Below are 26,916 nucleotides of genomic sequence, written 5' to 3'. Positions count from 1 at the left end.
AGGACACCGCGGTCAGTCGGCCTGACCGTCGAGCGCGGCCTGGATCAGGTCGTCCACGCTCATCTCGTCGATGTCCTCCTCCACCGCGGCCTCGGTGGAACCGCGGCCGATGAGCTGCATCAACGGTTCCAGCACGCCGATCTCCCGCAGTTGCGCGAGGGGCACCCGCGCCAGCAGGTCGCGGATCTCCGCCTCCTCCGAGTCCTGCGTGGCGGAGTCCGGGATCAGCTCGGTCAGCACGTGCGTCGCCAGCTCCTCCGGTGACGGGTGGTCGAACACCAGCGTCGACGCCAGCGCCAGTCCCGTGGCGGCGTTGAGCTGGTTGCGCAGCTCGACCACCGCGAGAGAGTCGAACCCGAGGTCGCGGAACGGCCGGTCTGGCCGCACGGCGTCGACATCGGCCTGGCCGAGCACCTCGGCCGCCCGCGTCCGCACCAGGTCCAGCACCTCGTCGAACCGCTTGGCCGCGGGCAGCGCCAGCAGCTTGTCCCGGAACGCGCCTTCGGCCACCGGTGCCTCGACCGGCGTGTCCCCGGCGAGCTCGCGCAGCAGCGGGTTCGGACGGAACCCACCGGAGAACCGGCCCTTGTCCACCGCCGCCACGACCGCGGTCGCCAGGCCCTCACCGACGAGCTGTCGCAGCGCGACACACGCCAGAACCGGGTCCATCGACGCGATACCAGCACGTTTGGCGTTGGCCACAGCGTCTTCCGTGTCGGCCATACCGCCGCCACCCCATGCGCCCCAAGCGATCGACGTCGCCGCCAGGCCTTGAGCGCGACGCCGGTCGGCCAGCGCGTCGAGCATCGCGTTCGCCGCCGCGTAGTTCGCCTGGCCGGGGCTGCCGACCGACGACGACGCGGACGAGAACAGCACGAACGCGTCCAGGCCGGAGGTCAGCTCGTCCAGCAGCAACGCCGAGGTGACCTTGCTGCGGAACACCGCCTCGAACCGCTGCGGCGTCATCTTGTCCAGCACGCCGTCGTCGATGACGCCCGCGGTGTGGACGACGCCGGTCAACGGTCCGGGAATCGCGGAAAGCACCGCCTGCAGCGACTTCCGGTCCGCCACGTCGCACGCGGCGATCGTGACGCCGGCTCCCAGGCCGACGAGTTCCGAGCGCAGTTCCGCGGCTCCCGGCGCGTTCAGGCCGCTGCGGCTGACCAGCACCAGGTGCTCGGCGCCTTGTCGCGCCAGCATCCGCGCCACGTGACCGCCCAGCGCACCGGTGCCGCCGGTGATCAGGATCGTGCCGCGTGGCTGCCAGTCCTGCGCAGGAACGGGTGCCGGAGCGGCGATCAGGCGCCGGCCGAACACGCCGGTCGAGCGCACCGCGACCTGATCCTCGCCGTCAAGTCCGGAAAGGACGGACGTGAGGCCGTTCGCGACCCGGTCGTCGATCACCGCCGGCAGGTCGACCAGGCCGCCCCAGCGTTCGGGGTGCTCCAGCGTCACGACCCGGCCGAGGCCGTGGATCGCGGCCTGCGTGAGGTCCTCGAAGACCGTGCCGTTGACGGCGACACCGTCACGGGTCGCGCACCACAGCGGCGCGGTGATGCCCGCGTCGCCGAGCGCCTGGATCAACGCGGCGGTCAGCAGCACACCGGCCGGAGCGCTGGAAGAACCCGCCTCGGCGCGGCCGAGCAGCGACAGCACCCCGGCGAACGACGTGCCCAGCGACCGCAGTTCCGCCGCGATGGCCTCGCGGTCCGGCGCGGACACGTCGACCCGGACCACGCTGACACCGAGCGCGTCGACGACCGCGTCACTCCACTCGTCGTCCCCGGCGGTCACCACGAGCCACGTGCCCGTCAGCTCACCGGACCGGCTCGCGTCGAGCGGCTTCCACGTGATGCGGTGCCGCCAGCTGTCGACCAGGGCGAGGTCGTTGCGCTGCTTGCGCCAGTCCAGCAGCGCGGGCAGCACCTGTCCCAACGCCTGCGTGTCGACGCTGAGGACGTCCTGCAGCGACCCGAAGTCCTCGCCCTCGACCGCAGCCCAGAACGCCGCGTCGTCGTTCGCCGGTGCGGCGGGCCGCGCCGAGCTGACCATCGTCGACGGCCAGAAACGCTGGTGCTGGAACGCGTAGGTCGGCAACGTGATCTTGTGGCCGACGGTGCCGAAGAAGCCGGCCCAGTCGACCTTCACGCCGCGGGTGTGCAGGCGGGCGAGCGCCGAGACGATCGACTGCTCCTCGCCGCGGTCCTTGCGCAGCAGCGGAATGCCGCCCTCGACCAGACCGGACAGCGTGGCGTCCGGGCCGAGCTCCACGAACGCCGTGACGCCGCGTTCGGTGAGCATCCGCACGTTGTCCGCGAACCGCACCGCTTCCCGCACGTGCCGGACCCAGTACTCCGGTGAGGTCACATCGCCTTCCGCCACCACGGGAATCCGCGGCTGACCGAACGTCAGCGACTCCACAGTGGACCGGAACTCCTCCAGCATCGGGTCCATCAGCGGCGAGTGGAAGGCGTGCGAGACGCGCAGGCGCCTGGACTTCCAGCGTTCCGCGATCGCCACCACCGCGTTCTCCGGTCCGGCGATGACGACCGACTCGGGCCCGTTGACCGCCGCGATCGTCACGCCGTCGGTGAGGTGGGGCAGCACGACGTCCTCGCTGGCCTGCACCGCGACCATCGCGCCGCCCTCGGGCAGCGCCTGCATGAGCTTCGCCCGCACGGTGACCAGCTTCGCCGCGTCGTCCAGGCTGAGCACTCCGGCGACGTGGGCGGCCGCGATCTCACCGATGGAGTGGCCTGCCAGGAAGTCCGGCTTCAGGCCCCACGACTCGGCCAGGCGGAACAGCGCGACCTCGACGGCGAACAGCGCGGGCTGGGTGGTGCCGGTGAGGTTGAGCGCCTCCTGGTCGTCGCCCCAGATGACGTCCCTGAGGTTCGGGTCGAGGTGGCTCAGCACGTCCTCGAAGGCGTCCCGGAACGCCGGGAACCGGGCGTGCAGCTCGCGGCCCATGCCGAGGCGCTGCGAGCCCTGGCCGGCGAACAGGAACGCGAGCTTGCCGGAGCGCGCCACCTCGTCCCGGATCACCAGCGGGTTGCGGACGTCGGAGGCGATGGCGGCGAGCGCGTCGGTCAGTTCGGCGCGGTTGCTCGCGAGCACGACCGCGCGCTGGTCGAACGAGGCCCGCGTGGTCGCCGTCGAGCGGGCGATGTCGGCGAGGTCAGCGTCGACGCCGAGCAGGCGCGCGGCCTGGTCGCGCAATGCGGCGGGCGTGCGTCCGGAGACCAGCACAGGCAGCACCGCGAAGTTGTCCACAGATCGCCGAGCGGCACCTTGACCAGCGCTTTCGTCCGGTACGCTGGAAATCGGGGGGATCCCCGACGCGGGCGCTTCCAAGATCACGTGTGCGTTGGTGCCGCTGGCGCCGAACGACGACACGGCAGCCCTGCGCGCACGGTCGACCGCAGGCCACGCGGTGCGTTCCTGCAGCAGCTGAACCGCGCCGGAGCTCCAGTCGACGTGCGCGGACGGCGTCTCGGCGTGCAGGGTCCGCGGCAGCTCGCCGGCCCGCATCGCCATCACCATCTTGATCACGCCCGCCACACCGGACGCGGCCTGCGTGTGCCCGATGTTCGACTTCACCGCGCCGAGCAGCAGCGGCACCGAACGGTCCTGCCCGTAGACGCTGAGCAGCGCCCGCGCCTCGATCGGGTCGCCGAGCTTGGTGCCGGTGCCGTGCGCCTCGACCGCGTCCACATCGGACGGGCGCAGCCCGGACGCGGCCAGCGCCTGCCGGATCACCCGCTGCTGGGCCGGCCCGGACGGGGCCGTCAGCCCGTTCGACGCGCCATCGGAGTTGATCGCCGAGCCGCGCACGACCGCGAGCACCTCGTGGCCGTTGCGCACGGCGTCCGACAGCCGTTCGAGCACCAGCACGCCGACACCCTCGGCCCAGCCGGTGCCGTCGGCGTTGTCGGAGAACGCCTTGCAGCGGCCGTCCTCCGACAGCGCGCCCTGGGCGCTGAACTCGATGAACCCGACCGGCGTCGACATCACGCACACACCGCCGGCGAGCGCCATCTCGCACTCGCCCGTGCGCAGCGCCTGCGCCGCGAGGTGCAGCGACACCAGCGACGACGAGCACGCGGTGTCGACCGAGACCGTCGGGCCCTGCAGGCCGAACGTGTAGGCGAGGCGGCCGGACAGCAGCGACGCGGACTGCGCGGTCTGCCACTCCAGGCCGGTCTCCTCCGGTGAGGGCCGGTACTCGCCGCTGCCACCACCGACGAACACACCGGTGACGGAGCCGCGGATCGTGGCCGGGTCGATACCCGCCCGTTCCAGGGCCTCCCAGGCGGTTTCGAGCACGATGCGCTGCTGCGGGTCCATGACCATCGCCTCGCGCGGCGAGATCGAGAAGAAGTCGGGGTCGAAGTTCGGTACGTCGTAGAGGAAACCGCCGTGGCGGGTGACGCTCTGTCCACTGTAGAGGGCGGTGAGGTCCCAGCCGCGGTCCGCCGGGAACTCGCCGATGGCGTCACGGCCGTCGAGCAGCAGCTGCCACAGGTCTTCCGGCGACCGCACGTCACCCGGATAGCGGCAGGCCATGCCGACGATCGCGATCGGCTCGTCCGTCACGCTCTTCACCGTGAGCTGGATGTCGTCCGCGCCGCCGAGCAGTTCGGTGAGCAGGTGCGCGGCGAGCTCGTCGGGCGTCGGGTAGTCGAACACCAGCGTCGCGCTGAGCTGCAGGCCGGACTCGGCCTGGAGCTGGTTGCGCAGGTCGACGGCGGTCAGCGAGTCGAACCCGAGGTCGCGGAACGGAACGTCCGGCTCGATCGCCTCGGTTCCGTTGTGGCCGAGGACGAGCGCCGCCTTCTCGCGGACGAGGGTGAGCAGCGCGCCGTGGCGTTCGTACTCGGGCAGCTTGACCAGGGCCTGCTTCAGCACCGGCTCGGAGGCGGGCTTCTTCTGCACGAAGCCGCTGAACAGCCTGTTGTCCTGCCCGAACGTGTTCCAGTCGACGTTGGCGACGACGACGTTCGTCCGTCCACTCGCGACGGCGGCGTGGATGGCCGCGACGGCGTTCGGGGCGTCGAGGACCGGGATGCCGCTCATCCGCAGGTGTGCGGCCATGCTCTGGTCGGTCGTGCCTTCCCACGGCGCATACGCGATGGAGGTCGCCTTGAGACCACGAGCTTTCCGCTGCCGCGCGAACTCCTCGACGATCACGCTGTGCGCGGCCTGCTGGGCCTGGCCGCGGAAGCCCCACGTGCCGGCGACCGAACCGAAGACCACGAACGCCTCCAGCTCACGGTCACCCAGCTGCTCGTCGAGCCGCTTCAGCGAGCCGAGGTCGCCGAGGTGGATCACCGCGGTGACGTCGTCGGTCAGCGTTTCCGCGGTGTTCGGCAGGTGCTGCCTGAGCTGCTCACCCATCGGCCCTTCGGCGCCGACGAGAAGGATCTTGCCGGTAGGCGTCCACGGGGTGGTGGCCTCGATCCGGCGCAGGCGCGGGACGAACGCGCCCTCGTCGTGGAAGGCGACTTCTTTCTCCTGCACGGGGATCGCCCACGTGTCGGTCTCGACGCGGATCAGGCCACCCCAGCGTTCTGGCTGTTCCACGGCGGCGACCCGGCCCTCGCCCCAGACGGCGGGTTCGCTGCTGACGCACCACAGCGGGGCCGTGATGTTGTTGTCCGCCAGGGTGTTCAGCACCTCGAACGGGCTGGTGCCGCCTGCTGAGATGACACCGGCGTAGTCACCGGGCACGAGCTCGGTCGTCGTCCGTCCAGGGAAACCCGGCACGTCGCCGAGGACGAGCCAGGTGCCCTCGGTGGTGGTGCTGACGTCGTGCTTCTCCCACACCACCTCGTACAGCCAGTCGCCGGTGACGGACTTCGGCGTGGTCGTCGGCCAGTAGCGTTCGCGCTGGAACGCGTAGGTGGGCAACGGGATGCGCTTCGCACCGGTGCCGGCGAAGTACCGCGGCCAGTCGATCTCCAGCCCCTTCACGTGCAGGGTGCCGAGCGCGAGACCGAACGCGCTGACCTCGTCGCGGTCCTTGCGTTGTGTGGCGACGGCTCCGTCGACCATCGCCGCGAGCACGCCGTCCGGGCCGATCTCGACGAACGCGTCGACGCCTCCGAGGCTCTGGACGTTGTCGTGGAAGCGGACCGTGTCGCGGACGTGGTTCACCCAGTAGTCGACGGTCGTCACGTCGCCGGTGGTGGCGATCGGGATGCGCGGTTTCTCGAACTTGAGGTGCGCGATCGCCGCGCGGAAGTCGTCGAGCATCGGGTCCATCAGCGGTGAGTGGAACGCGTGGCTGACGGTGAGCTGCTTGGTCTTCTCGAACTTCTTGGCGATCTTCGCGACGGCGGCGCTGTCGCCCGCGATGACGACGCTGCTGGGCCCGTTGACCGCGGCGATCGACACCTTCTTGGACTTGCCGAGCTGCTTGCGCACCTCGGCCTCGGTGGCGAGGACGGAGACCATCGCACCGCCTTGTGGCAGCGCCTGCATGAGGCTTGCGCGCGCTGTGACGAGCTTCGCCGCGTCTTCGAGCGTCAGGACACCGGCGACGTGGGCGGCCGCGATCTCGCCGATGGAGTGGCCGGCGACGTGGTCGGGCAGGACGCCCAGGCTCTGCACGAGCCTGGCGAGCGCGACCTCGATCGCGAACAGCGCGGGCTGGGTGTACCCGGTCTGGTTGAGCTTCTGCTCGTCCTCGCCCCAGACGACGCTCTTCAGCTCCGGGTCGAGATGGGCCAGGACCTCGTCGAAGGCTTCGCGGAACGTCTCGAACCGCGCGTACAGCTCCCGCCCCATGCCGAGCCGCTGTGACCCCTGCCCCGTGAACAGGAACGCCGTGGTGCCCGCCTTGCGCGCCACGCCGTTGGCGACCTCTACGCCGTCGATCAGCAACGCCCGGTGCGCGAAGTGCGCGCGCGTCGTCGCCGCCGAGAACGCCAGGTCCAGCTGGTCCGCCTCGACCGCGCGGATCCGCTCGATCTGAGCGCGCAGCGCATCGGAGGACTTCGCCGAAACAACGACGGGGGCCCCCTTGGGGGGACGCGAAGTCCCCACTCCAATCGTCGCACGGGAGGCCGACGATTCCGAGGCGGCAAGATCCACAACAGCCGAGTTGTCCACAGGCCGCGAGTTGTCCACAGATTCCGCGACGGCGTCCTGACCAGCGTTTTCGGCGAGTACGCTGGAAAACGGGGGGATCCCCGCGCCGGCCACCGACGACGACGGCGCGGCTTCAAGGATGACGTGCGCGTTCGTGCCGGAGAGGCCGAACGCGGAGACGCCCGCGCGCCGAGGACGGTCCGACGACGGCCAGGCGGTGTTCTCGGTCAGGAGCGAAACCGGACCCGAGGTCCAGTCGACGTGGCTCGTCGGGGCATCGACGTGGAGGGTGCGGGGCAGCACGCCGTGACGCATCGCCTCGACCATCTTGATCACGCCCGCGACACCCGCGGCGGCCTGGGCGTGGCCGATGTTCGACTTCACCGAACCGAGGTAGAGCGGCGCCGAGCGGTCGGCGAAGGTCGCCAGCAGAGCCTGAGCCTCGATCGGGTCACCGAGCGTCGTACCGGTGCCGTGCGCTTCCACGGCATCGATGTCGCCCACGGACAGTCCGGCGTCCGCGAGAGCGCGGCGGATGACGCGCTGCTGTGAGGGACCGTTGGGGGCGGTGAGGCCGTTGGAGGCACCATCGGAGTTGACCGCCGAGCCACGCACCAGAGCCAGGACCTCGTGGCCGTTCGCCACCGCGTCGGACAGGCGTTCCAGCACGAGGATGCCCGCGCCCTCGGACCACGCGGTGCCGTCGGCGGCGTCGGCGAAGGCCTTGCAGCGACCGTCCGGCGCGAGGCCGCCCTGTGTCGTGAACTCGACGAATGAGTCGGGGCTCGACATCACGCTGACACCACCGGCGAGAGCGAGAGAGCACTCACCGGAGCGAAGCGCGCGCATCGCCCAGTGCATGGCGACCAACGACGACGAGCACGCCGTGTCGATGGTGACGGCCGGGCCTTCCAGGCCGAGGACGTAGGAGAGGCGGCCGGACATGACCGACGCGGTGTTGCCGGTGGCGAGGTAGCCCTGGATGTCCGGGTCGAGCGAGCGGCGCAGGACGTTCTCGTAGTCCTGGCCGTTCGTGCCGACGAACACGCCGGTCGGGCTGCCCTTCAACGACAGCGGGTCGATGCCGGTGCGTTCCAGCGCTTCCCAGGCCGTCTCCAGCACCAGCCGCTGCTGCGGGTCCATCGCGAGCGCTTCCCGCGGCGAGATGCCGAAGAAGTGCGCGTCGAAGTCCGCGACCCCGTCGAGGAAACCGGCTTCCAGCGACGCCGACGCGCCGGCACCGAGCGCGGCCAGGTCCCAGCCGCGGTCGGACGGGAACGAGCTGACGCCGTCACCACCGGAGGAAATCAGGTCCCAGAACGCTTCCGGGGAGGTCACGCCGCCGGGGAAGCGGCAGCCGATGCCGACGATCGCGATCGGGTCGTCGTCGGCCCGCTGCACCACCACCTCGGCCGGGACGTCGCCGACCTCGCCCAGCAGGAACTCCGCCAGGTCGTAGGGAGTCGGGTAGTCGTAGAGCAACGACGCCGGCAGCGTCAGTTCGGTCGCGGCCTGCAGGCGGTTGCGCAGCTCCAAAGTGGTCAGCGAGTCGAAGCCGAGGTCGAGGAACGCGCGATCCGGGTCGACGTCGGAAGCGTTGCCGTGCCCGAGAACCGCGGCGATCTGACCGCGCACGAGATCGAGCACCGCGCGGTCGCGTTCGGCCTTGGACAGGCCCGCGAGTGCCTTGCGGAACTGCGGCTGTTCCGCGGCTTCCACGACCTTTTCGGTGGTGTGGAAGCGTTTGACCTCGGGAAGGTCACCGACGAGCGGCGCGGGGCGCAGACCGGCGAGCGCGGGCAGGAACCGTTCCCAGTCGATCTCGGCGACCAGCACGGCCGCGTCGCCGTGTTCGATGGCCTGTTTCAACGCCTGCAACGCGAGCGCGGGCTCCATCGGCGTGAAACCACCGCGCTTCAGGCGTTCCGCGACACCGCCCGCGACCGCCATGCCGGCCCCGCCCCACGGCCCCCATGCCACCGAGGTGGCCGGAAGACCCTGCAGGCGACGGTGTTCGGCGAAGGCGTCGAGGAAGGCGTTGGCCGCGGCGTAGTTGCCCTGGCCCGCGCCGCCGATGACGCCCGCGGTGGACGCGAAGAGCACGAACGCGTCGAGGTCGGACGTGAGCTCGTGCAGGTTGCGGGTGGCGTGGACCTTGGCGCGCAACAGGTTCGTGAACGACGTGGCGTCCATCGACTCGACGAGGCCGTCCTCGACGACGCCCGCCGCGTGGAAGACCGACGTCACCGGGTGCTCGGCGAGCAGCGCCACCAGGGCGTCGCGGTCGGCGACGTCGCAGGCCTTGACGATCACGCGCGGGTCGGTGAACTCCGCGGAACCCGTGCGGCTGACCAGGATGACCTGTTCGGCGTCCTGGTCGAGCAGCCATTGCGCGACCTGCTTGCCGATCGCGCCGGTGCCGCCGGTGACGAGCACTCGGCCCGGCCGGTAGTCGCGGTGCAGGGCGCTAGGGGTGCTGTGGATGAGCCGGCGGCCGTAGACGCCGGACGGCCGCACGGCGACCTGGTCCTCGTCCGTTCCGGCGAGCACGCCGGGGATGCGGCGCGCGGTGTTCCAGTCGAGCTGGGCGGGCAGGTCGATCAGGCCGCCCCAGCGCTGCGGGTGCTCCAGCGCGATCACGCGGCCGAGGCCCCAGACGGTGGCGCTGTCCGGGTTGGTGATCTGCTCGCCGCCGCCGACCGACACCGCGCCGCGCGTCGCCACCCACAGCGGGGCGTCGACGCCGGCGTCGCCGAGTGCCTGCACCACAACGGAAGTGCGGACCAGCGCCCGTTCGGCGTCGGTGTCCAGCGCGAGCAGCGACAGCACGCCCGTGTAGTCGCCGCGGACCTGCTCGGCGAGCTCCTGGCGGTTGTCCGCGGCGTTGACGACCACGGTCTCGACGCCCAGCGCGTCGACCAGCTCGGACGCGTCGTGGTCGGTGAGGACCAGCCACGGGCCGGTGAGGGTGGACTGTGCCGTGATCGGCTTCCAGGTGACCGCGTACCGCCATGAGTCCACAGTGGACTTCTGTTTGCGGGAACGCCATCGCGCCAGCGCGGCGAAGTCCTCGCGCTCGACCGCCGCCCAGAACTCGTCGTCCACGAAGTCGCCGTCGGCGGCCTTGGTGGCGACGGGCTCCGGCCAGAAACGCTGGTGCTGGAACGGATAAGTGGGCAGTTCGACATCGGCCTTGGTGCCCGCGAAGTACTTGGCCCAGTCGACGGCCGTGCCGCGGACGTGGACACCGGCCAGCGCGGTCAGCAGCGTGACGACCTCGTCGCGGTCGCGGCGCATCGCCGGGACCAGCACGGCCTCCTCGGTGAGCGACTCCTGGGCCATGCCGGTGAGCACGCCGTCCGGGCCGAGCTCCAGGAACGCCCGCACACCGCGGCTTTCCAGGTGCGTGATCTTGTCGGTGAACCGGACGGCGTCGCGGACGTGCCGCACCCAGTGCTCCGGGTCGGTGACGTCGTCGGCGACCAGCGGGATCGACGGCTCGCTGAACCGGAGGCCGCTGATGGCGGCGCGGAAGTCGTCGAGCATGGGGTCCATCAGCGGCGAGTGGAACGCGTGGCTGACCTTGAGCCGCTTGGTCTTCTCGAACCGTGCCGCGATCGCCTCGGCCTCGGCTTCGTCGCCCGCGATGACGATCGACGCGGGCCCGTTGACGGCGGCGATCGACACGCGGTCGGTGAGCAATGGCGTGATGTCGCTCTCGGCGGCCTGGACGGCGATCATCGCGCCGCCGGCCGGCAGCGCCTGCATGAGGCGGGCGCGGGCCGAGATCAGCGTGCAGGCGTCGTCGAGGCTGAGGACTCCGGCGACGTGTGCGGCGGCGATCTCGCCGATGGAGTGCCCTGCCAGGTAGTCCGGCGTGAGGCCCCACGACTCGACCAGGCGGAACAGCGCGACCTCGATCGCGAAGATCGCGGGCTGGGCGTAGCCGGTCTGGTTGAGCTCTTGCTCGTCCTCGCCCCACATGACCTCGCGCAACGGGCGGTCGAGGTCGGCGTCGAGGTGGGCGCAGGCCGCGTCGAGGGCGTCGGCGAACACCGGGTAGCGCTGGTAGAGCTCGCGGCCCATGCCGAGGCGCTGCGAGCCCTGGCCGGTGAACAGGAACGCGGTGCGGCCGCGCGTGGTCTGGCCGCGGACGACCGCGCCGTCCGGCTGGTTGTCGCGCAACGCGGTCAGGCCGCGCACCAGCTCGTCGCGGTTGCTCGCGACGACGACCGCGCGCTTCTCGAACGTCGACCGCTTCGTGGCGAGCGCCGCGGCCAGTTCCGGCAGGTCCGCTTCAACGCCCAACAGGCGGCCGGCCAGCTGTTCGAGGGCCTTGTCCGCGCGCGCCGACAGCAGCACCGGCACCGCGCCGACCTGGATCGATCCCGCCTCGCCCCCTCCGGGGGAGAACGAGGTCCCCACTCCAATCGTCCCACGGGGGTCGGACGGGTTCGGGGCGTGGAGATCGACATCGGCGGAGTTGTCCACAGGGACCGAGTTGTCCACAGGTTCGGGAGCTTGCTCTAGCACCACGTGGGCGTTTGTGCCTGAGAGGCCGAACGACGAGACGGCCGCGCGGCGGGGGTGGTCGGTCACGGGCCACGGTTCCTCGGTGGCGAGGAGCTTGATCGCGCCCGACGACCAGTCGACCTTGGTCGAGGGCTGGTCGACGTGCAGCGTGCGCGGCAGGACGCCGGCGCGCAGGGCGAGCACCATCTTGATGATGGAGGCGACGCCGGACGCCATCTGGGTGTGGCCGATGTTCGACTTCATGGAGCCGAGCAGCAGTGGCTGCGTGCGGTTCTGGCCGTAGGTGGCGAGCAGGGCCTGCGCCTCGATCGGGTCACCCAGTGCCGTGCCGGTGCCGTGCCCGTCGATGGCGTCCACTTCGGACGGATCGAGGCGGGCGTTGGCCAGGGCCTGACGGATGACGCGTTGCTGCGACGGGCCGTTCGGTGCGGTGAGGCCGTTCGAGGCGCCGTCCTGGTTCACCGCGGAGCCGCGCACGACGGCCAGGACGCGGTGGCCGTTGCGCTGGGCGTCGGAGAGGCGTTCCAGCAGGACCAGGCCGACGCCCTCGGCGAGGGTCATGCCGTCGGCGGCGTCGGAGTAGGCCTTGCAGCGGCCGTCACGAGCCAGAGCGCGCTGGCGGGAGAACCCGACGAAGGCGCCCGGCGTCGCCATGACCGAGACGCCGCCGGCCAGCGCCAGCGTCGACTCCCCGTCGCGCAACGACTGGCAGGCCAGGTGCAGGGCCACCAAAGAAGAAGAACAAGCGGTGTCGAGGGTGACGGCCGGGCCTTCGAGGCCGAACAGGTAGGAGACGCGGCCCGACAGCACGCTGGAGAGCGTGCCGGTGATCATGTGGCCCTCGTCGCCCGGCTGGTCGGAGCCGCCCGCCGAGTAGTCCTGGTAGGAGGCGCCGATGAACGCGCCGGTCAGGGTTCCCTTGAGCGACTGCGGGTCGATGCCGGCGCGTTCGATGGACTCCCAGGCGGTTTCCAGCAGGAGTCGCTGCTGCGGGTCCATCGACAGGGCCTCGCGGGGGCTGATGCCGAAGAAGCCGGGGTCGAAGTTCGCGACGTCGTGCAGGAAGCCGCCCTGCACCGAGTAGGCGCCGCCGGGGGCGTCCGGGTCGGGGTTGTAGAGGGAGTCGCCGTCCCAGCCGCGGTCGGCGGGGAAGCCGGAGATCGCGTCGACGCCGTTCATCACGACGTTCCAGAGGTCTTCCGGGGTCGTGACGCCACCGGGATAGCGGCAGGCCATGCCGATGATCGCGATCGGCTCGTCGGACGCGACCGAGGCGACCACCTGGGTGCTCGGCGGAGTGTCCGCGCCGAGGAGCTCGCCGAGCAGGAACTCGGTGAGCGCCAGCGGGTTCGGGTGGTCGAACACCATCGTCGTCGGCAGCGTCAGACCCGTTGCGGCGGCGAGCTTGTTGCGCAGGTCGACGGCGGTGATCGAGTCGAAGCCGACCTCGCGGAACGCCCGGTGCTCGGTCAGCGCGTCGGCCGAGGCCAGGCCCAGCACGGACGCGGCTTCGGCGCGGACGAGGTCGAGGAGCTGCTGCTCGCGTTCGGCGGGCGGCAGGGCGCGCAGCTTGACCGCGAAGTCGGAGCTGTCGGATGCCGTGGTCTGCTCGGCGGCGACGGTGAGTGCGCGGACCTCCGGCAGCTCTTCGAACAGCGTGGTCGGGCGCATCGCGGTGAAGACCGGGTAGTAGCGGTCCCAGGCGATGTTGGCGATGGCGATCTCGGTCTCGTCGTCTTCGACGGCCCGCTGCAGACCGGCCAGCGCCAGTCGTGCCTTCATGAACTCCAGGCCGCTGCGGCGGATCTGGTCGGTGTCGACTCGGCCGAGGCCGATGTCGTCGGACCAGATGCCCCACGAGATCGAGGTGCACTTCAGGCCGCGGGCACGACGGTTGGCGGCCAGCGAGTTCAGATAGGCGTTACCGGCCACATAGGACGCGTGGTTGCCCGAGCCCCACATGCCGGAGATCGACGAGAACAGCACGAACGCGTCGAGGTCCTCGGTCAGCAGCGCGTCCAGGTGGGCGGCGCCGTCGACCTTCGCGGCGAGGATCTCGCTCAGGCCCTCCACAGTGGATCCGTCGATCGAGTGCAGGCCGATCACCGCGGCGGTGTGGATGACCGAGCGGATCTCACGGCCCTCCGCGCGCAGGTCGTTGAGCATGCGTTCGACGTCGTCCCGCCGGGAGATGTCACACGCGACGACCGTGGTGGGCGTGCCGATCTCCTCCAGCTCCGCCACGAGCTCGCGGGCACCGGGGGCGTCGAGGCCGCGGCGGCTGGTCAGCACCAGGTGCTCGGCGCCCTTGTGCGCGAAGAACCTCGCCACGTGCGGGCCGAGTGTTCCGGTGCCGCCGGTGATGATCGTGGTGCCGCGCGGGGTCCAGTCGCTTCGGGCGGGCTTCGACGGTGCGCGCACGACGCGGCGGGCGAGGGTGCCGGACGCGCGGATCGCGAGCTGGTCCTCGCCGCCGGCGTTGGCCAGGGCAGAGACGAACCGCTGCGCGGCACGCTGGTCGAGCTCCTCCGGCAGGTCGATGGAGCCGCCCCAGCGTCCCGGGTGCTCCAGGGCGGCGGTCCAGCCGATGCCGATGGCCTGCGCCTGCGCCGGGTGGTCGACGGTGTCGGCGCGGCCGGTGGCCAGGGCGTTGCGGGAGATGTTCCACACCGGGGCGGTGATGCCGGCGTCGCCGAGCGCGTTGATCAGGTGCACGGTGAGCAGCAGGCCGACGGGCAACCCGAGGGTTCCGGGGCGTTCGTCGGTGGGCAGCAGGGAGACGATGCCGTCCGCGTCGACCATCTTGGCGGCGATGGTGGCGCGGTCGTCGTCGGCGTCCAGCACGATCCGCTGCACGTCTCCGAGCGCGGTGACGACGTCGGTGTCGTTGACGGCGTCCGTGGTGACGACGACCCAGGTGCCGGTGAGCTTGCCGTTGTCGAGTCCGCGCAACGGCTTCCACGTCGTGCGGTAGCGCCAGGAGTCCGTTGTGGACTGGTCGCGGCTGCTCTGCCGCCACGTGTTGAGGGCGGGCAGGACTGCGGCGAGCGTGGCCTCGTCGAGGTGCAGGCTCTGGGTGAGCGTGGCGAGGTCGGACTGCTCGACGGCCTGCCAGAACGCGGCGTCCGCCGGGTCCTCCGGTGCCGCGGCGGGGTGCTGCGGCGGGCCGATCCAGAACCGCTCGTGCTGGAACGGGTAGGTGGGCAGGTCGACGCGCGTGCCCTGCAGGTGCCACCGCACCGGCACACCGCGGACCCAGACCTCGGCGAGACTGGTCAGGATCCGTTGCAGGCCACCGATGTCGCGGCGCAGCGTCCCGGTGACGACGCCGCGCTTGCCCTGGAGCGCGTCCTGCACGCCCGGCGTGAGCACCGGGTGGGAGCTGACCTCGATGAACACCTGGTGGCCGCTGTCGATCAGCTGCTCGACGGCTTCGTTCAGGCGCACGGTCTGGCGGAGGTTGGTGTACCAGTACTCGGCGTCGGTGTCGGCGTCGTTCCACTCGCCGGTGACCGTGGACAGGAACCGGGTGTGCGGGGTCTGCGGTGTGATCGTCCGGAGGTCGTTGAGAACGTCGTCGCGGATGTCCTCGACCTGGGCCGAGTGCGAGGCGTAGTCGACCTCGATGCGGCGGACCCGGACGCCCTGTTCGACGAGCTTGCCGCACAGCGCGTCGAGCGCCTCCAGGTCACCGGAGACCGCGACGCTGCGCGGGCCGTTGGTGGCGGCGAGGCTGAGGCGGTCGCCCCACTCGTCGAGGTGCGGCTGGACTTCACTGGCGGACAGTCCGATGGACACGATGCTGCCGCGCCCGGACATGACCCGGCCGATGGCCTGGCTGCGCAGGGCGACGACCTTGGCGGCGTCCTCCAGGCTCAGCGCGCCGCTGACGGCCGCGGCCGCGATCTCGCCCTGGGAGTGGCCGATGACGGCGTCCGGGGTGACGCCGTAGTGCTTCCAGACCTCGGCGAGCGACACCATCATCGCCCAGCTCGCGGGCTGGACGACGTCGACGCGGTCCAGGCTCTGGGCCTGGCGGATGACGTCGAGGAGGTTCCAGTCGGTGTGCGGCTGGAGGGCGGCGGCGCATTCGGCCATGCGGGCGGCGAAGATCGGCGACTCGTCGAGGAGCTGCGCGCCCATGCCGACCCACTGCGAGCCCTGACCGGGGAAGATGAACGCGACCTTGCGCTCCAGGTCGGCGACGCCCCTGGTCTCGACGCCGTCGATGATCACCGCGCGGTGGTCGAAGACCGGCCGCAGGGTGAGGCTGTAGGCGATGTCTCCCGGGCTTGCGTCGACGGTGCTCAGCCCGGCGATCTGGGCCCGCAGCGCCGCCTCGGACTTCGCCGACACCAGCCACGGAATCGATCCCGACTGGGGGCCCTGGGGGGAGACCGAGGTCCCCACTCCAATCGTCTCACCCGGCACCGACGGTTCGGCGTGGCGAAGATCGACAATGGCCGAGTTGTCCACAGGCGCCGAGTTGTCCACAGATTCCGAAGCGGCGGCCAACGGGCGTGGCGTGGCCGATACACTGGAAATCGGGGGGACCCCCGCGGCCTGTTCCAAGATCACGTGGGCGTTGGTGCCGGAGATGCCGAACGACGACACGGCGCAGCGGCGGGCGCGGCCGGTGTCGGGCCAGGCGGTCGTGTCCTGCAGCAGCGCGATGGTGCCCGGCGACCAGTCGACGTGCGTGGACGGTTCGGCGGCGTGCAGGGTGCGCGGCAGAACGCCGTGCTGCAGTGCCATCACCATCTTGATGACCGAGGCGACGCCCGCGGCCGACTGGGTGTGGCCGATGTTCGACTTCACCGAGCCCAGCAGCAGCGGGCGGTCGGCGTCGCGGTCGCGGCCGTAGGTGTTGAACAGGGCCTGGGCCTCGATCGGGTCACCCAGAGAGGTGCCGGTGCCGTGGGCGTCGAGGGCGTCGATGTCGTTGGGCGACACGCCGGAGTTCGCCAGCGCCTGCATGATCACGCGCTGCTGCGACGGGCCGTTCGGGGCGGACAGGCCGTTCGAGGCGCCGTCCTGGTTCACCGCCGAGCCGCGGATGACGGCCAGGATCCGGTGGCCGGCGGCGACCGCGTCCGACTGGCGCATCAGCAGAAGCATGCCGATGCCCTCGGAGAGGATCATGCCGTCCGCGGAGTCGGAGAACGACTTGCACCGGCCGTCGCGGGCGAGGGCCCGCTGGCGGGAGAAGGCGATGAGCGGCTTCGGGTTCGGCATGATCGTCGCACCACCGGCCACGGCGAACTCCGACTCGCCGGTGCGCAGCGACTGGCACGCCAGATGCATTGCCACCAAAGAAGAAGAGCACGCGGTGTCGACGGTGACGGCCGGACCCTCGAAGCCGAACACGTAGGCGACGCGACCGGACAGCACCGACGGCGACGTGCCGGTGACCTGGTAGCCCTCCGAACCGCCGTCACCGCCGCCGTACTCGATGTAGGACGAGCCGATGAACGCGCCGACCTTCTTGCCCCGCAACGCCGCCGGGTCGATGCCCGCGCGTTCGACGGCCTCCCAGGTGGTTTCCAGCAGGAGCCGCTGCTGCGGGTCCATGCCGGTGGCCTCGCGCGGAGAGATGCCGAAGAACGCCGGGTCGAAGTCGCCCGCGTCGGGCAGGTAACCGCCCGCGGTCGTGTAGGTGGTGCCGGGACGGTCGGGGTCCGGGTCGTACAGCTGCGCCATGTCGAAACCGCGGTCCGCGGGGAACTCGGTGATCGCGTCCGTGCCGGCGAGCACCATCTCCCAGAACGCCTCCGGCGTGTTCGCGTCACCGGGGAAGCGGCAGCTCATGCCGACGATCGCGATCGGCTCGTCCGAGTCGACCTGCGCGGAGTACGACAGGGCCTCCTCCGCCGAGCCGAGCAGCTCGGCCAGCAGGTGGTCGGCCAGCACCGCCGGGGTCGGGTAGTCGAACACCAGCGTCGCGGGCAACGCCAGGCCTGTCGCGTCGGACAGCTTCTTGCGCAGCTCGACAGCCGTCAGCGAGTCGAAACCGATGTCGCGGAACGCCCGGTTCTCCCCCACCTCCTCGATCGAGCTGTGGCCCAGCGTGGCGGCGGCCTCGGCGCGCACGAGCTCGACCAGCCTGCGCTTCTGGTCCTCTTCGGACAGTGAACGGAGCTTGCGCGCGAACTCGGAGTCGTCGCGGCGAACTTCCTCCACGACGTTCAGCGCGCGCACCTCCGGCAGATCAGCCAGCAGCGCGGACGGGCGCACCGAGGTGAACAGCGGGAAGTAGGTCTCCCAGTTGATGTCGACGACGGTCACACAGGTGTCGTCGTGCATCACGGCGCGGTTCAGCTCGACGACCGCCTGCTCCGGCTTCAGGAACGTCAGGCCGCGACGCGCGAGATTGTCGGACATGGCCTCGTGCGTCGCCATGCCGACCTCGGCCCACGGGCCCCACGCGATCGACGTCGCCCGCAGGCCGCGAGCGCGCCGGGCCTCGGCCAGGGCGTCGCAGTAGGCGTTCGCGGCACCATAAGCGGCCTGACCGCCGCTGCCCCACACGCCCGCGATCGACCCGAACAACACGAAGAAGTCGACCTCGCCGACCAGCGCGTCGAGGTTCGCGGCGCCGATCACCTTGGCGGACAACACCTCCGCGAAGTCGTCGAGCGAGGTCAGCTCCAGCGGCGCGTGCTGCGCGGCACCGGCGGTGTGCACGACACCGGACAGGTCAGCGATTCCCGACACGACGGAGGCGAGCGCGTCGCGGTCGCCGACATCGCAGGCGACGATCGAGACCTGCGGGCCGAGCTCCTCCAGCGACGCTTTCAGCTCGGCGGCGCCCGGCGCGTCCATGCCCCGGCGGGAAGTCAGCACCAGACCGGAAACGCCGCGCTCAGCGAGCCAACGAGCGGTCGTGGCACCAAGACCACCGGTACCGCCGGTGATCAGCACCGTGCCGTGCGCCGTGTAGTCCGACGGCAGCGCGTCGACCGGACGGTGCGCCAGCCGGCGCCCCATCACCCCGGACGACCGCACGGCCAGCTGGTCCTCGCCACCCAGCCCGGCGACGCAGGACACGAAGCGGCGCAACGAGTTCTCGTCGGGCACCTCGGGCATGTCGATCAGACCGGCCCAGCGCTGCGGGTACTCCAGCGCCGCGGCACGGCCGAAGCCCCACACCGCGGCCTGTGCGGCGGACCGCACCGAGTCCGACGTCTCCGCGGCGACCGCACCGGACGTCACCGTCCAGATCGGCGCCTCCACCGACTTGACCAGCAGAATCGACTGCTCCAGGCCGACGGTAAGAACTGACGAGGGCGACTCGTCCAGCGCCACCAACGACACCACGAGATCGCAAGCAGGCACGTCCTCGACCGAGGTGACGACGGTGACCTCGGCACCGTGAGCGGCGAGCACCGCGCGGTAGGGCTCGGCGTCGACCGCCGGAGTCGTCAGCACCACGACGTGACCGGACAGCACCGGCGTGCCCGTGACCCGGACCGGCGCCCACAGCACGCGGTACCGCCACGAGTCGAGCAGCGTCTTCTCCTGGTTGCCCGCCCGCCACGACGACAGCGCCGGGATCAGCGAGTCCAGCGACGACCGCTGCTCCTCCCCCAGCCGCAGCAACGCCGCCAGCTCACGGGCGTCGCCGCGTTCGATCGCCGCCCACAGCTTGGCGTCCGCCGGGTCCGTGTCCGTCGTGACCGGAGCGGCGGAGCCCAGCGGCCAGTAGTACTCGTGCTGGAACGCGTACGTCGGCAGCGTGACCCGGCGCGCCGGACCGAAGTAGGCCTTCCAGTCGACCTGGACACCGGACGCGAACAGCCGTCCGAGCGCGAGCGCGACCGACGCCTCTTCCGAACGGTCCTTGCGCAGCACCGGAATCGCACCGTCGACCAACGCCGACAGCGCGCCCTCGGGACCGATCTCCACGAACGTCGTCACGCCGGCAGCGCGCGCCGCCTCGACGTTGTCGTGGAACCGCACGGCGTCGCGCACGTGCCGGACCCAGTAGTCGGGTTGTTCAACAATCCCACCAGTGAACAGCGGGATCGTGGGATTGTTGAACGAAAGGCCCTCGACGACCTGGCGGAACTCGTCGAGCATCGGCTCCATCAGCGGCGAGTGGAAGGCGTGCGAGACCGAGAGCTGCTTGGTCTTGCGATCGTCGAATTGTTCAACAATCCGACGAACCTCTTGTTCAACACCCGCGATCGTCACCGACGCCGGGCCGTTGATCGCGGCGATCGAGACACCGGGCGTCAGCAACGGGGTGATCTCGGCCTCGGTCGCCTGGATGGCGGCCATCGCGCCACCGGCCGGCAGGGCCTGCATCAGGCGGGCGCGGGCCGACACCAGCGTGCACGCGTCGTCCAGCGACAGCACACCGGCCACGTGCGCGGCGGCGATCTCGCCGATGGAGTGGCCGACGAGCGCGTTGACCTTGACGCCCCACGACCGGACGAGCCGGAACAGCGCCACCTCGAACGCGAACAGCGCGAGCTGCGCATTGCCGGTCTGCTGCAGGTCCTCCTCGGAAGATCCCCACATCACGTCGCGGACGGGCAGCCGTTCGAGCACCTCGTCGAGCGCGGCGGCGAACACCGGGTAACGCTCGTGGAGCTCGCGCCCCATGCCGAGGCGCTGCGATCCCTGGCCGGAGAACAGGAACGCCACCTTGCCCGGCGCGACCTCCCCCTCCACCACCGCGGCGTCGGAGTTCTCGGTCGCGAGCGCACCCAGCGAACGCAGCAACGACTCGCGGTCACCGGCCACCACAGCAGCCCGCTGCTCGAACGCCGACCGGGTCGTCGCGAGCGAGAAGGCCAAGTCGCGCAACGAGACGTCGGAAGACTCGACGAACGACCGCAGCCGCGCGGCCTGTCCCCGCACGGCACGGCGGGTGCGGCCGGACAACACCACCGGCACGACGACGTCCGAAGGCGCGGAAGACACAGAATCCGGCGCGTCGGCGACCGGTGGCTGCTCGATGATGATGTGCGCGTTGGTACCCGAAATGCCGAACGACGAGACACCCGCACGACGAGGCCGGGAGACCTCAGGCCAGGCGCGCGGCGTGGTCACCAGCTCGACCGCGCCCTCGGACCAGTCGACGTGCGACGAGGCCGTCGTGACGTGCAGGGTCTGCGGCACAACGCCGTGCCGCATCGCCTGCACCATCTTGATCACGCCGGCGACGCCCGCGGCGGCCTGCGTGTGGCCCATGTTCGACTTCACCGAGCCGAGCAGCAACGGTTCCGTGCGGTTCTGGCCGTAGGTCGCGAGCAGCGCCTGCGCCTCGATCGGGTCGCCCAGCGTCGTGCCGGTGCCGTGCGCCTCGACAACGTCCACATCGGACGTGGAAAGCCCGGCGTTGGCGAGCGCGGCGCGGATCACCCGCTGCTGAGCCGGTCCGTTCGGTGCCATCAGGCCGTTCGAGGCGCCGTCCTGGTTCACCGCCGAGCCGCGGATCACGGCGAGGATCGGATGCCCGTTGCGCACGGCGTCGGACATGCGTTCCAGCACCACCACACCGGCGCCCTCGGACCAGCCCACACCGTCGGCGGAGTCGGAGAACGCCTTGCAGCGGCCGTCCGGCGACAGGCCGCGCTGCCGGGAGAACTCGATCAGCGCGGTCGGCGTCGACATGACCGTCACGCCACCGGCCAGCGCCAGCGAGCACTCCCCCGCACGCAGGGCCTGCATCGCCCAGTGCATTGCGACCAAAGAAGAAGAGCAGGCCGTGTCGACTGTGACCGCGGGGCCTTCGAGACCCAGGGTGTAGGAGACGCGACCGGACACGATGGACGGTGAGGTGCCGGAGCCCTGGAAGCCCTCGAAGTCACCGCCGCCGAGCCGGGCGCCGTAGTCGTTGTACATGACGCCCGCGAACACACCGGTCTGCGTGCCGCGCAACGACACCGGGTCGATCCCGGCGTGCTCGATCGCCTCCCACACGACCTCCAGCAGGATGCGCTGCTGCGAGTCGGTGCCGAGCGCCTCACGCGGTGACATGCCGAAGAAGCCGGCGTCGAACTCGCCCGCGTCGTGCAGGAAGCCACCGGAACGCGAGTAGGTCGTGCCGGGGTGGTCGGGGTCGGGGTGGTAGAGGTTCTCGAGGTCCCAGCCGCGGTTCGACGGCAGGCCGGAGACCGCGTCACCGCCCTCGGACACCAGCCGCCACAGGTCGTCCGCCGACCCGATGCCGTCCGGGTAGCGGCAGCCCATGCCGACGATCACGATCGGGTCGTCCGCGACCGCCGCCCGGACCTCCTGCGGCACCACGACGTCCGCCGCGCCGTCGAACAGCTCGTCGAGCAGGTGCGAGGCCAGCGCGACCGGCGTCGGGTAGTCGAACACCATCGTCGCGGGCAGCCGCAGACCGGTCACCGCGGTCAGCTGGTTGCGCAGCTCGACGGCGGTCAGCGAGTCGAAGCCCAGGTCCTGGAACTGGCGCGTGGCCTCGATCTCGTCACCGGAGGTGTGCCCGAGCACCGCCGCGACCTGGCCGCGGACCAGCTCCAGCACCGCGTCCGAGCGCTCCTCCGCACCGAGACCGGACAGCCTGCGGATCAACGTGCCGGCGGTCTCCGAACCGGAGGCCGCGCGGCGCGTCCGCACCCGGATCAGGCCGCGCAGCAACGGCGGCACCTCGCCGCGCTGCCGCAACGTCGCGAGGTCGAGACGCGCCGGAACCAGTGCGGTGCTGGAGGAAGCCACCGCGCGGTCGAACAGCGCCAGGCCCTGCTCGACGGTCAGCGGCGGCATTCCCGTGCGCGTCATGCGTTCGGCGTCGGCCTCCGAGAGCATGCCGTCACCGGCCCACGCGCCCCAGGCCAGCGAGATCGTGTTCGGGCGGTGCTCGGCGAGCGCGTCCAGGAAGTGGTTGCCGGCGGCGTAGTTGGCCTGCCCGGCGGTGCCCCACGTGCCGGCCAGCGACGAGAACAGCACCAGCGGCACGTCCGGCAGTGCCTGCGCGAGGTTCCACGCGGCGTCGACCTTGGGCGCCAGCACCGGGTGCAGCCGCTCCGGCGTGAGCGACGAGATGACACCGTCGTCCAGAACACCGGCGCTGTGCACGACAGCGGTGATCTCGTGCGCGGCGACCAGGGCGGCGACCTGGGAGGCGTCGGTGACGTCGCACGCCACCACGGAAACGTTGGCGCCCAACGCTTCCAGCTCCGACACGTCACCCGTGCCACGACGGCTGACCAGCACGAGCTCACGCACGCCGTGCTCGGTCACCAGGTGCTTGGCGACGATCTTGCCGAGACCACCGGTGCCGCCGGTGATCAGCACCTTGCTGCCCCACGCGATCGGGGCTTCCTCGATCTCGGCGCGGGCCAGGCGCGGCGCGTAGATCTCGCCGTTCCTGAGAGCGAGCTGCGGTTCCTCGGAGTTGACGGCGGCGGCCAACGCCTCGTTGGAGGCGTCGGTGCCGTCGAGCTCGATGAGCGAGAAACGGCCCGGCGACTCGGACTGCGCCGAACGCACCATGCCCCACACCGCCGCCGACGCGAGGTCGCTGCTGCTGGTGACGAAGACGACGCGCTCGTCGCGTTCTTCCTGCAGGAGACCGAGAACCCGCTCGGTCAGCTCGTGCACGGACGCGACGACGTCTTCGTTGCCCCGCAGGTGGATGACGACGGCGTCGGAGCTGTCCGCGGCGGGGACCGTGACCGGAACCCAGTCGACCTGGAACAGCGAGTCGCGGTCCACAGTGGACTCCGCAGCGACCGCGCGCACCACCAGCGAGTCGACCGAGACGACCGGCTTTCCCGCGCCGTCGACCGCGGCGATGGCGTAGGCGTTGTCGCCGGACCGGGTCAGGCGGACCCGCAACGCGGAGGCACCGGTCGCGTGCAGCGACACGCCTTCCCACGAGAACGGCAGCCCGGCCTCGCCCTCGCCGGAGACGATCGCGGCGTGCAGGGCGGAGTCCAGCAGTGCCGGGTGCAGGCCGAACCCGGCCGGGTCGACGCCCTCGGGCAGCGAGACCTCGGCGTAGACGACGCCGTCCTCGCCGCGCCAGGCTTGGCGCAGCCCCTGGAAGACGGGCCCGTAGTCGAAGCCCATCGCGGCGAAGCTGTCGTAGTCGACGTCCAGGGCGGTGGCGCCGGCGGGCGGCCACACCGCGGTGTCGAAGGCGGTCTCACGGGCGGGCGCGCCGAGGATGCCGATCGCGTGCTGCGTCCACGGCTCGTCGTCGGAACCCTCGGCCCGCGAGTAGATCTTGACGGTGCGGCGGCCGTTCGCGTCGGCGTTGCCGATCCACAGCTGCACCTGCACGCCACCGCGTTCGGGCACGATCAGCGGCGCGGTCAGCGTCAGCTCCTCGACGCGGTCGCAGCCGACCTCGTCACCCGCGCGGATGGCGAGCTCCAGGTAGGCCGTGCCGGGCAGCAGCACCGCGCCGCGCACCGCGTGGTCGACCAGCCACGGGTGGGTCTGGCGGGTGAGGCGGCCGGTGAGCAGCGCGCCGTCCTGGTCGGCGAACGAGACCGTCGCGGTGAGCAGCGGGTGGTGCGCGGCGCCGAGACCGGCGGCGCGCGGGTCGTGGAAGCCGCCACCACCCTTGGGCCAGTAGCGCTTGGTCTGGAACGCGTAGGTCGGCAGGTCGACGCGCTTTGCGCCGGTGTGCGCGAAGTAGGCCTGCCAGTCGATCTTCGTGCCGCGGACGTGGAGGCCGGCGAGCGCCTGGGTGATGGCCTCCTGTTCGTCGCGGCCCTTGCGCAGCAACGGGATCGTGGTGATGTCGTCGGCGGTTTCCTGTGCCATCGCGGAGAGGACGCCGTCCGGGCCGATCTCCACGAACTGCGTGACGCCGTGCCCGGTCAGCCACTTGACGCCGTCGGCGAACCGGACGGCCTCGCGGACGTGGCTCACCCAGTAGCCGGGGGTGGTGATCTGCTCGACGCGGGCCTGCTCGCCGGTGACGTTCGAGACGAGCGGGATGATCGGTGCCTCGAAGGTGAGGTCCGCGATCTTCGCCCGGAACTCGTCGAGCATCGGCTCCATCAGCGGCGAGTGGAAGGCGTGGCTGACGGCGAGCTGCTTGGCTTTGCGATCGTTGAATTGTTCAACAATCCTACGTGCCTCTTGTTCAACACCCGCGATGACGACGCCGGCCGGGCCGTTGATGGCGGCGATGGAGACGCCGTCGGTCAGGTGCGGGGTGACCTCGTCCTCGGTGGCCTGCAGCGCGATCATCACGCCACCTGCCGGGAGCTTCTGCATGAGGCTCGCGCGTGCGGTGACGAGCTTCGCGGCGTCTTCGAGGCTGAACACACCCGCGACGTGCGCGGCGGCGATCTCGCCGATGGAGTGCCCGGCGACGAAGTCCGGCTTCAGGCCCCACGACTCGGCGAGGCGGTAGAGGGCGACCTCGATCGCGAACAGCGCGGGCTGGGTGTTCCTGGTCTGGTCGAGGGCTTCCTGGTCCTCGCCCCAGATGACGTCCTTGAGGTCCGGGCCGAGGTGTTGCAGGACCGCGTCGAACGCCTCGGCGAACACCGGGAAGCGGGCGTGCAGCTCCTTGCCCATGCCGATGCGCTGGGCACCCTGGCCGGTGAACAGGAACGCCTGCTTGGCGCGGGCGGCGGTGCCCTGGATCAGGCCGGGCGCGGGGGTGCCGTGCGCGAGGGCTTCGAGGCCGGCGCGGAGGTCGCCGACGATGGCGGCGCGGTGGTCGAACTGGGCGCGGGTGGTGGCGAGCGAGTAGGCGAGGTCGAGCGGGTCCGCCGCGCCGGACGAGTGGGCGGCGTCGGGTGTCCGGGCGTCGGCGGCGGCCAGCAGCCGCTCGGCCTGGGCCCGCAACGCCTCACGCGACCGGCCCGAGACCAGGAACGGCAGCGCGCCGGCCCGCACGGGCACGGTGTCGCCGCTCGGAATCGATACGGATTGGCGGGCCCCCTGGGGGGAGCCACCCCCCACTCCAATCGTCTCAGAGGGGTCCGACAATTCCGGGGCGGGCGCTTCCTCGATGATCGTGTGCGCGTTGGTGCCCGAGAGGCCGAAGGACGACACGGCGGCACGGCGCGGCTGGCCCGTGGCGGGCCACGGGGTGTTGGAGGTGACGAGGCGGACGGCGCCCGCGTCCCAGTCGACGTGGGACGACGGGGTGTCGACGCCGAGCGTCTGCGGCACGATCCCGGCGCGGATGGCCATGATCATCTTGATCACGCCGGCGACACCGGCGGCGGCCTGGGTGTGGCTGATGTTCGACTTCACCGAGCCCAGCAGCAGGGGTCGTTCCGGCGAGCGCTGGCGGCCGTAGGTGGCGAGCAGCGCCTGGGCCTCGACCGGGTCGCCCAGGACGGTGCCGGTGCCGTGCGCCTCGACGACGTCGATCTGGTCGCTGGTCAGGCGGGCGTTCACCAGGGCGGCCTGGATGACGCGCTGCTGCGACGGGCCGTTGGGCGCGGTCAGGCCGTTGGAGGCGCCGTCCTGGTTGACGGCGGAACCGCGCAGCACGGCCAGCACCTCGTGGCCGTTGCGGCGCGCGTCGGAAAGCCGCTCCAGCACGAGCATGCCGACGCCCTCGGACCAGCCCGTGCCGTCGGCCGAGTCGGCGAACGAGCGGCAGCGGCCGTCCGGGGACAGGCCGCCCTGGCGGGAGAACTCGACGAAGGTGGCGGGGTTCGCCATGACCGTGACACCGCCGGCCAGGGCCAGGGACGACTCACCGGCGCGCAGGGACTGCATCGCGAGATGCATTGCCACCAAAGAAGAAGAGCACGCCGTGTCCAAAGTGACGGACGGGCCGACGAAGCCGAGGGTGTAGGAGATGCGGCCGGAGATCACCGAGTTCGACGAACCCAGCAGCACCATGCCCTCGCCGCCCTCGCCGGGGCCGAGCTGGTAGTCCTGGTTCATCGCGCCCGCGAACACCGCGGTGGCGGAGCCCTTCAGGGTGTGCGGGTCGATGCCCGCGCGCTCCAGGGCCTCCCACGTGACCTCCAGCAGCACGCGCTGCTGCGGGTTCATACCGAGCGCCTCGCGCGGCGAGATGCCGAAGAAGTCGGCGTCGAACTCGCCGGCGCCCTCCAGGAAGCCGCCCTGGTCGCTCGACGACAGCGCGAGCATCTCGGGGTCCCAGCCGCGGTCGGTGGGGAAGGCGCGGATGCCGTGCTCCCCGTTCACGACCATCTGCCACAGATCTTCGGGACTGCGCACCCCGCCGGGGAAGCGGCAGCCGATGCCGATCACGGCGATCGGTTCCGACGCGGCCGCCTCGAGGTCCTGCAGCCGCCGCTTGGTGCGCTGGAGGTCCGTGCTGGCCCGGCGGAGGTAGTCCCGGAGCTTCTGTTCGTTGTCCAT

The 26,916-nt window shown here is 71.2% G+C and carries 1 protein-coding gene; it reads right to left on the bottom strand.

Translation table 11 applies throughout. The annotated features are described in order from the left end of the window. Positions 1–12 precede the first annotated feature (12 nt). Positions 13–26,916, bottom strand: coding sequence for a type I polyketide synthase (locus ABZV40_RS28630; RefSeq protein WP_355448026.1), 26,904 nt, complete (start codon positions 26,914–26,916; stop codon positions 13–15).

The sequence above is a fragment of the Lentzea sp. NPDC004782 genome (assembly GCF_040609115.1).
Lineage (GTDB): Bacteria > Actinomycetota > Actinomycetes > Mycobacteriales > Pseudonocardiaceae > Lentzea.
This window is presented reverse-complemented; position numbering and strand designations above follow the sequence as displayed.

Excerpts from the sequence above, each read along its gene's own strand:
- ABZV40_RS28630 (WP_355448026.1), bottom strand. The coding sequence starts at position 26,916 with ATGGACAACGAACAGAAGCTCCGGGACTACCTCCGCCGGGCCAGCACG.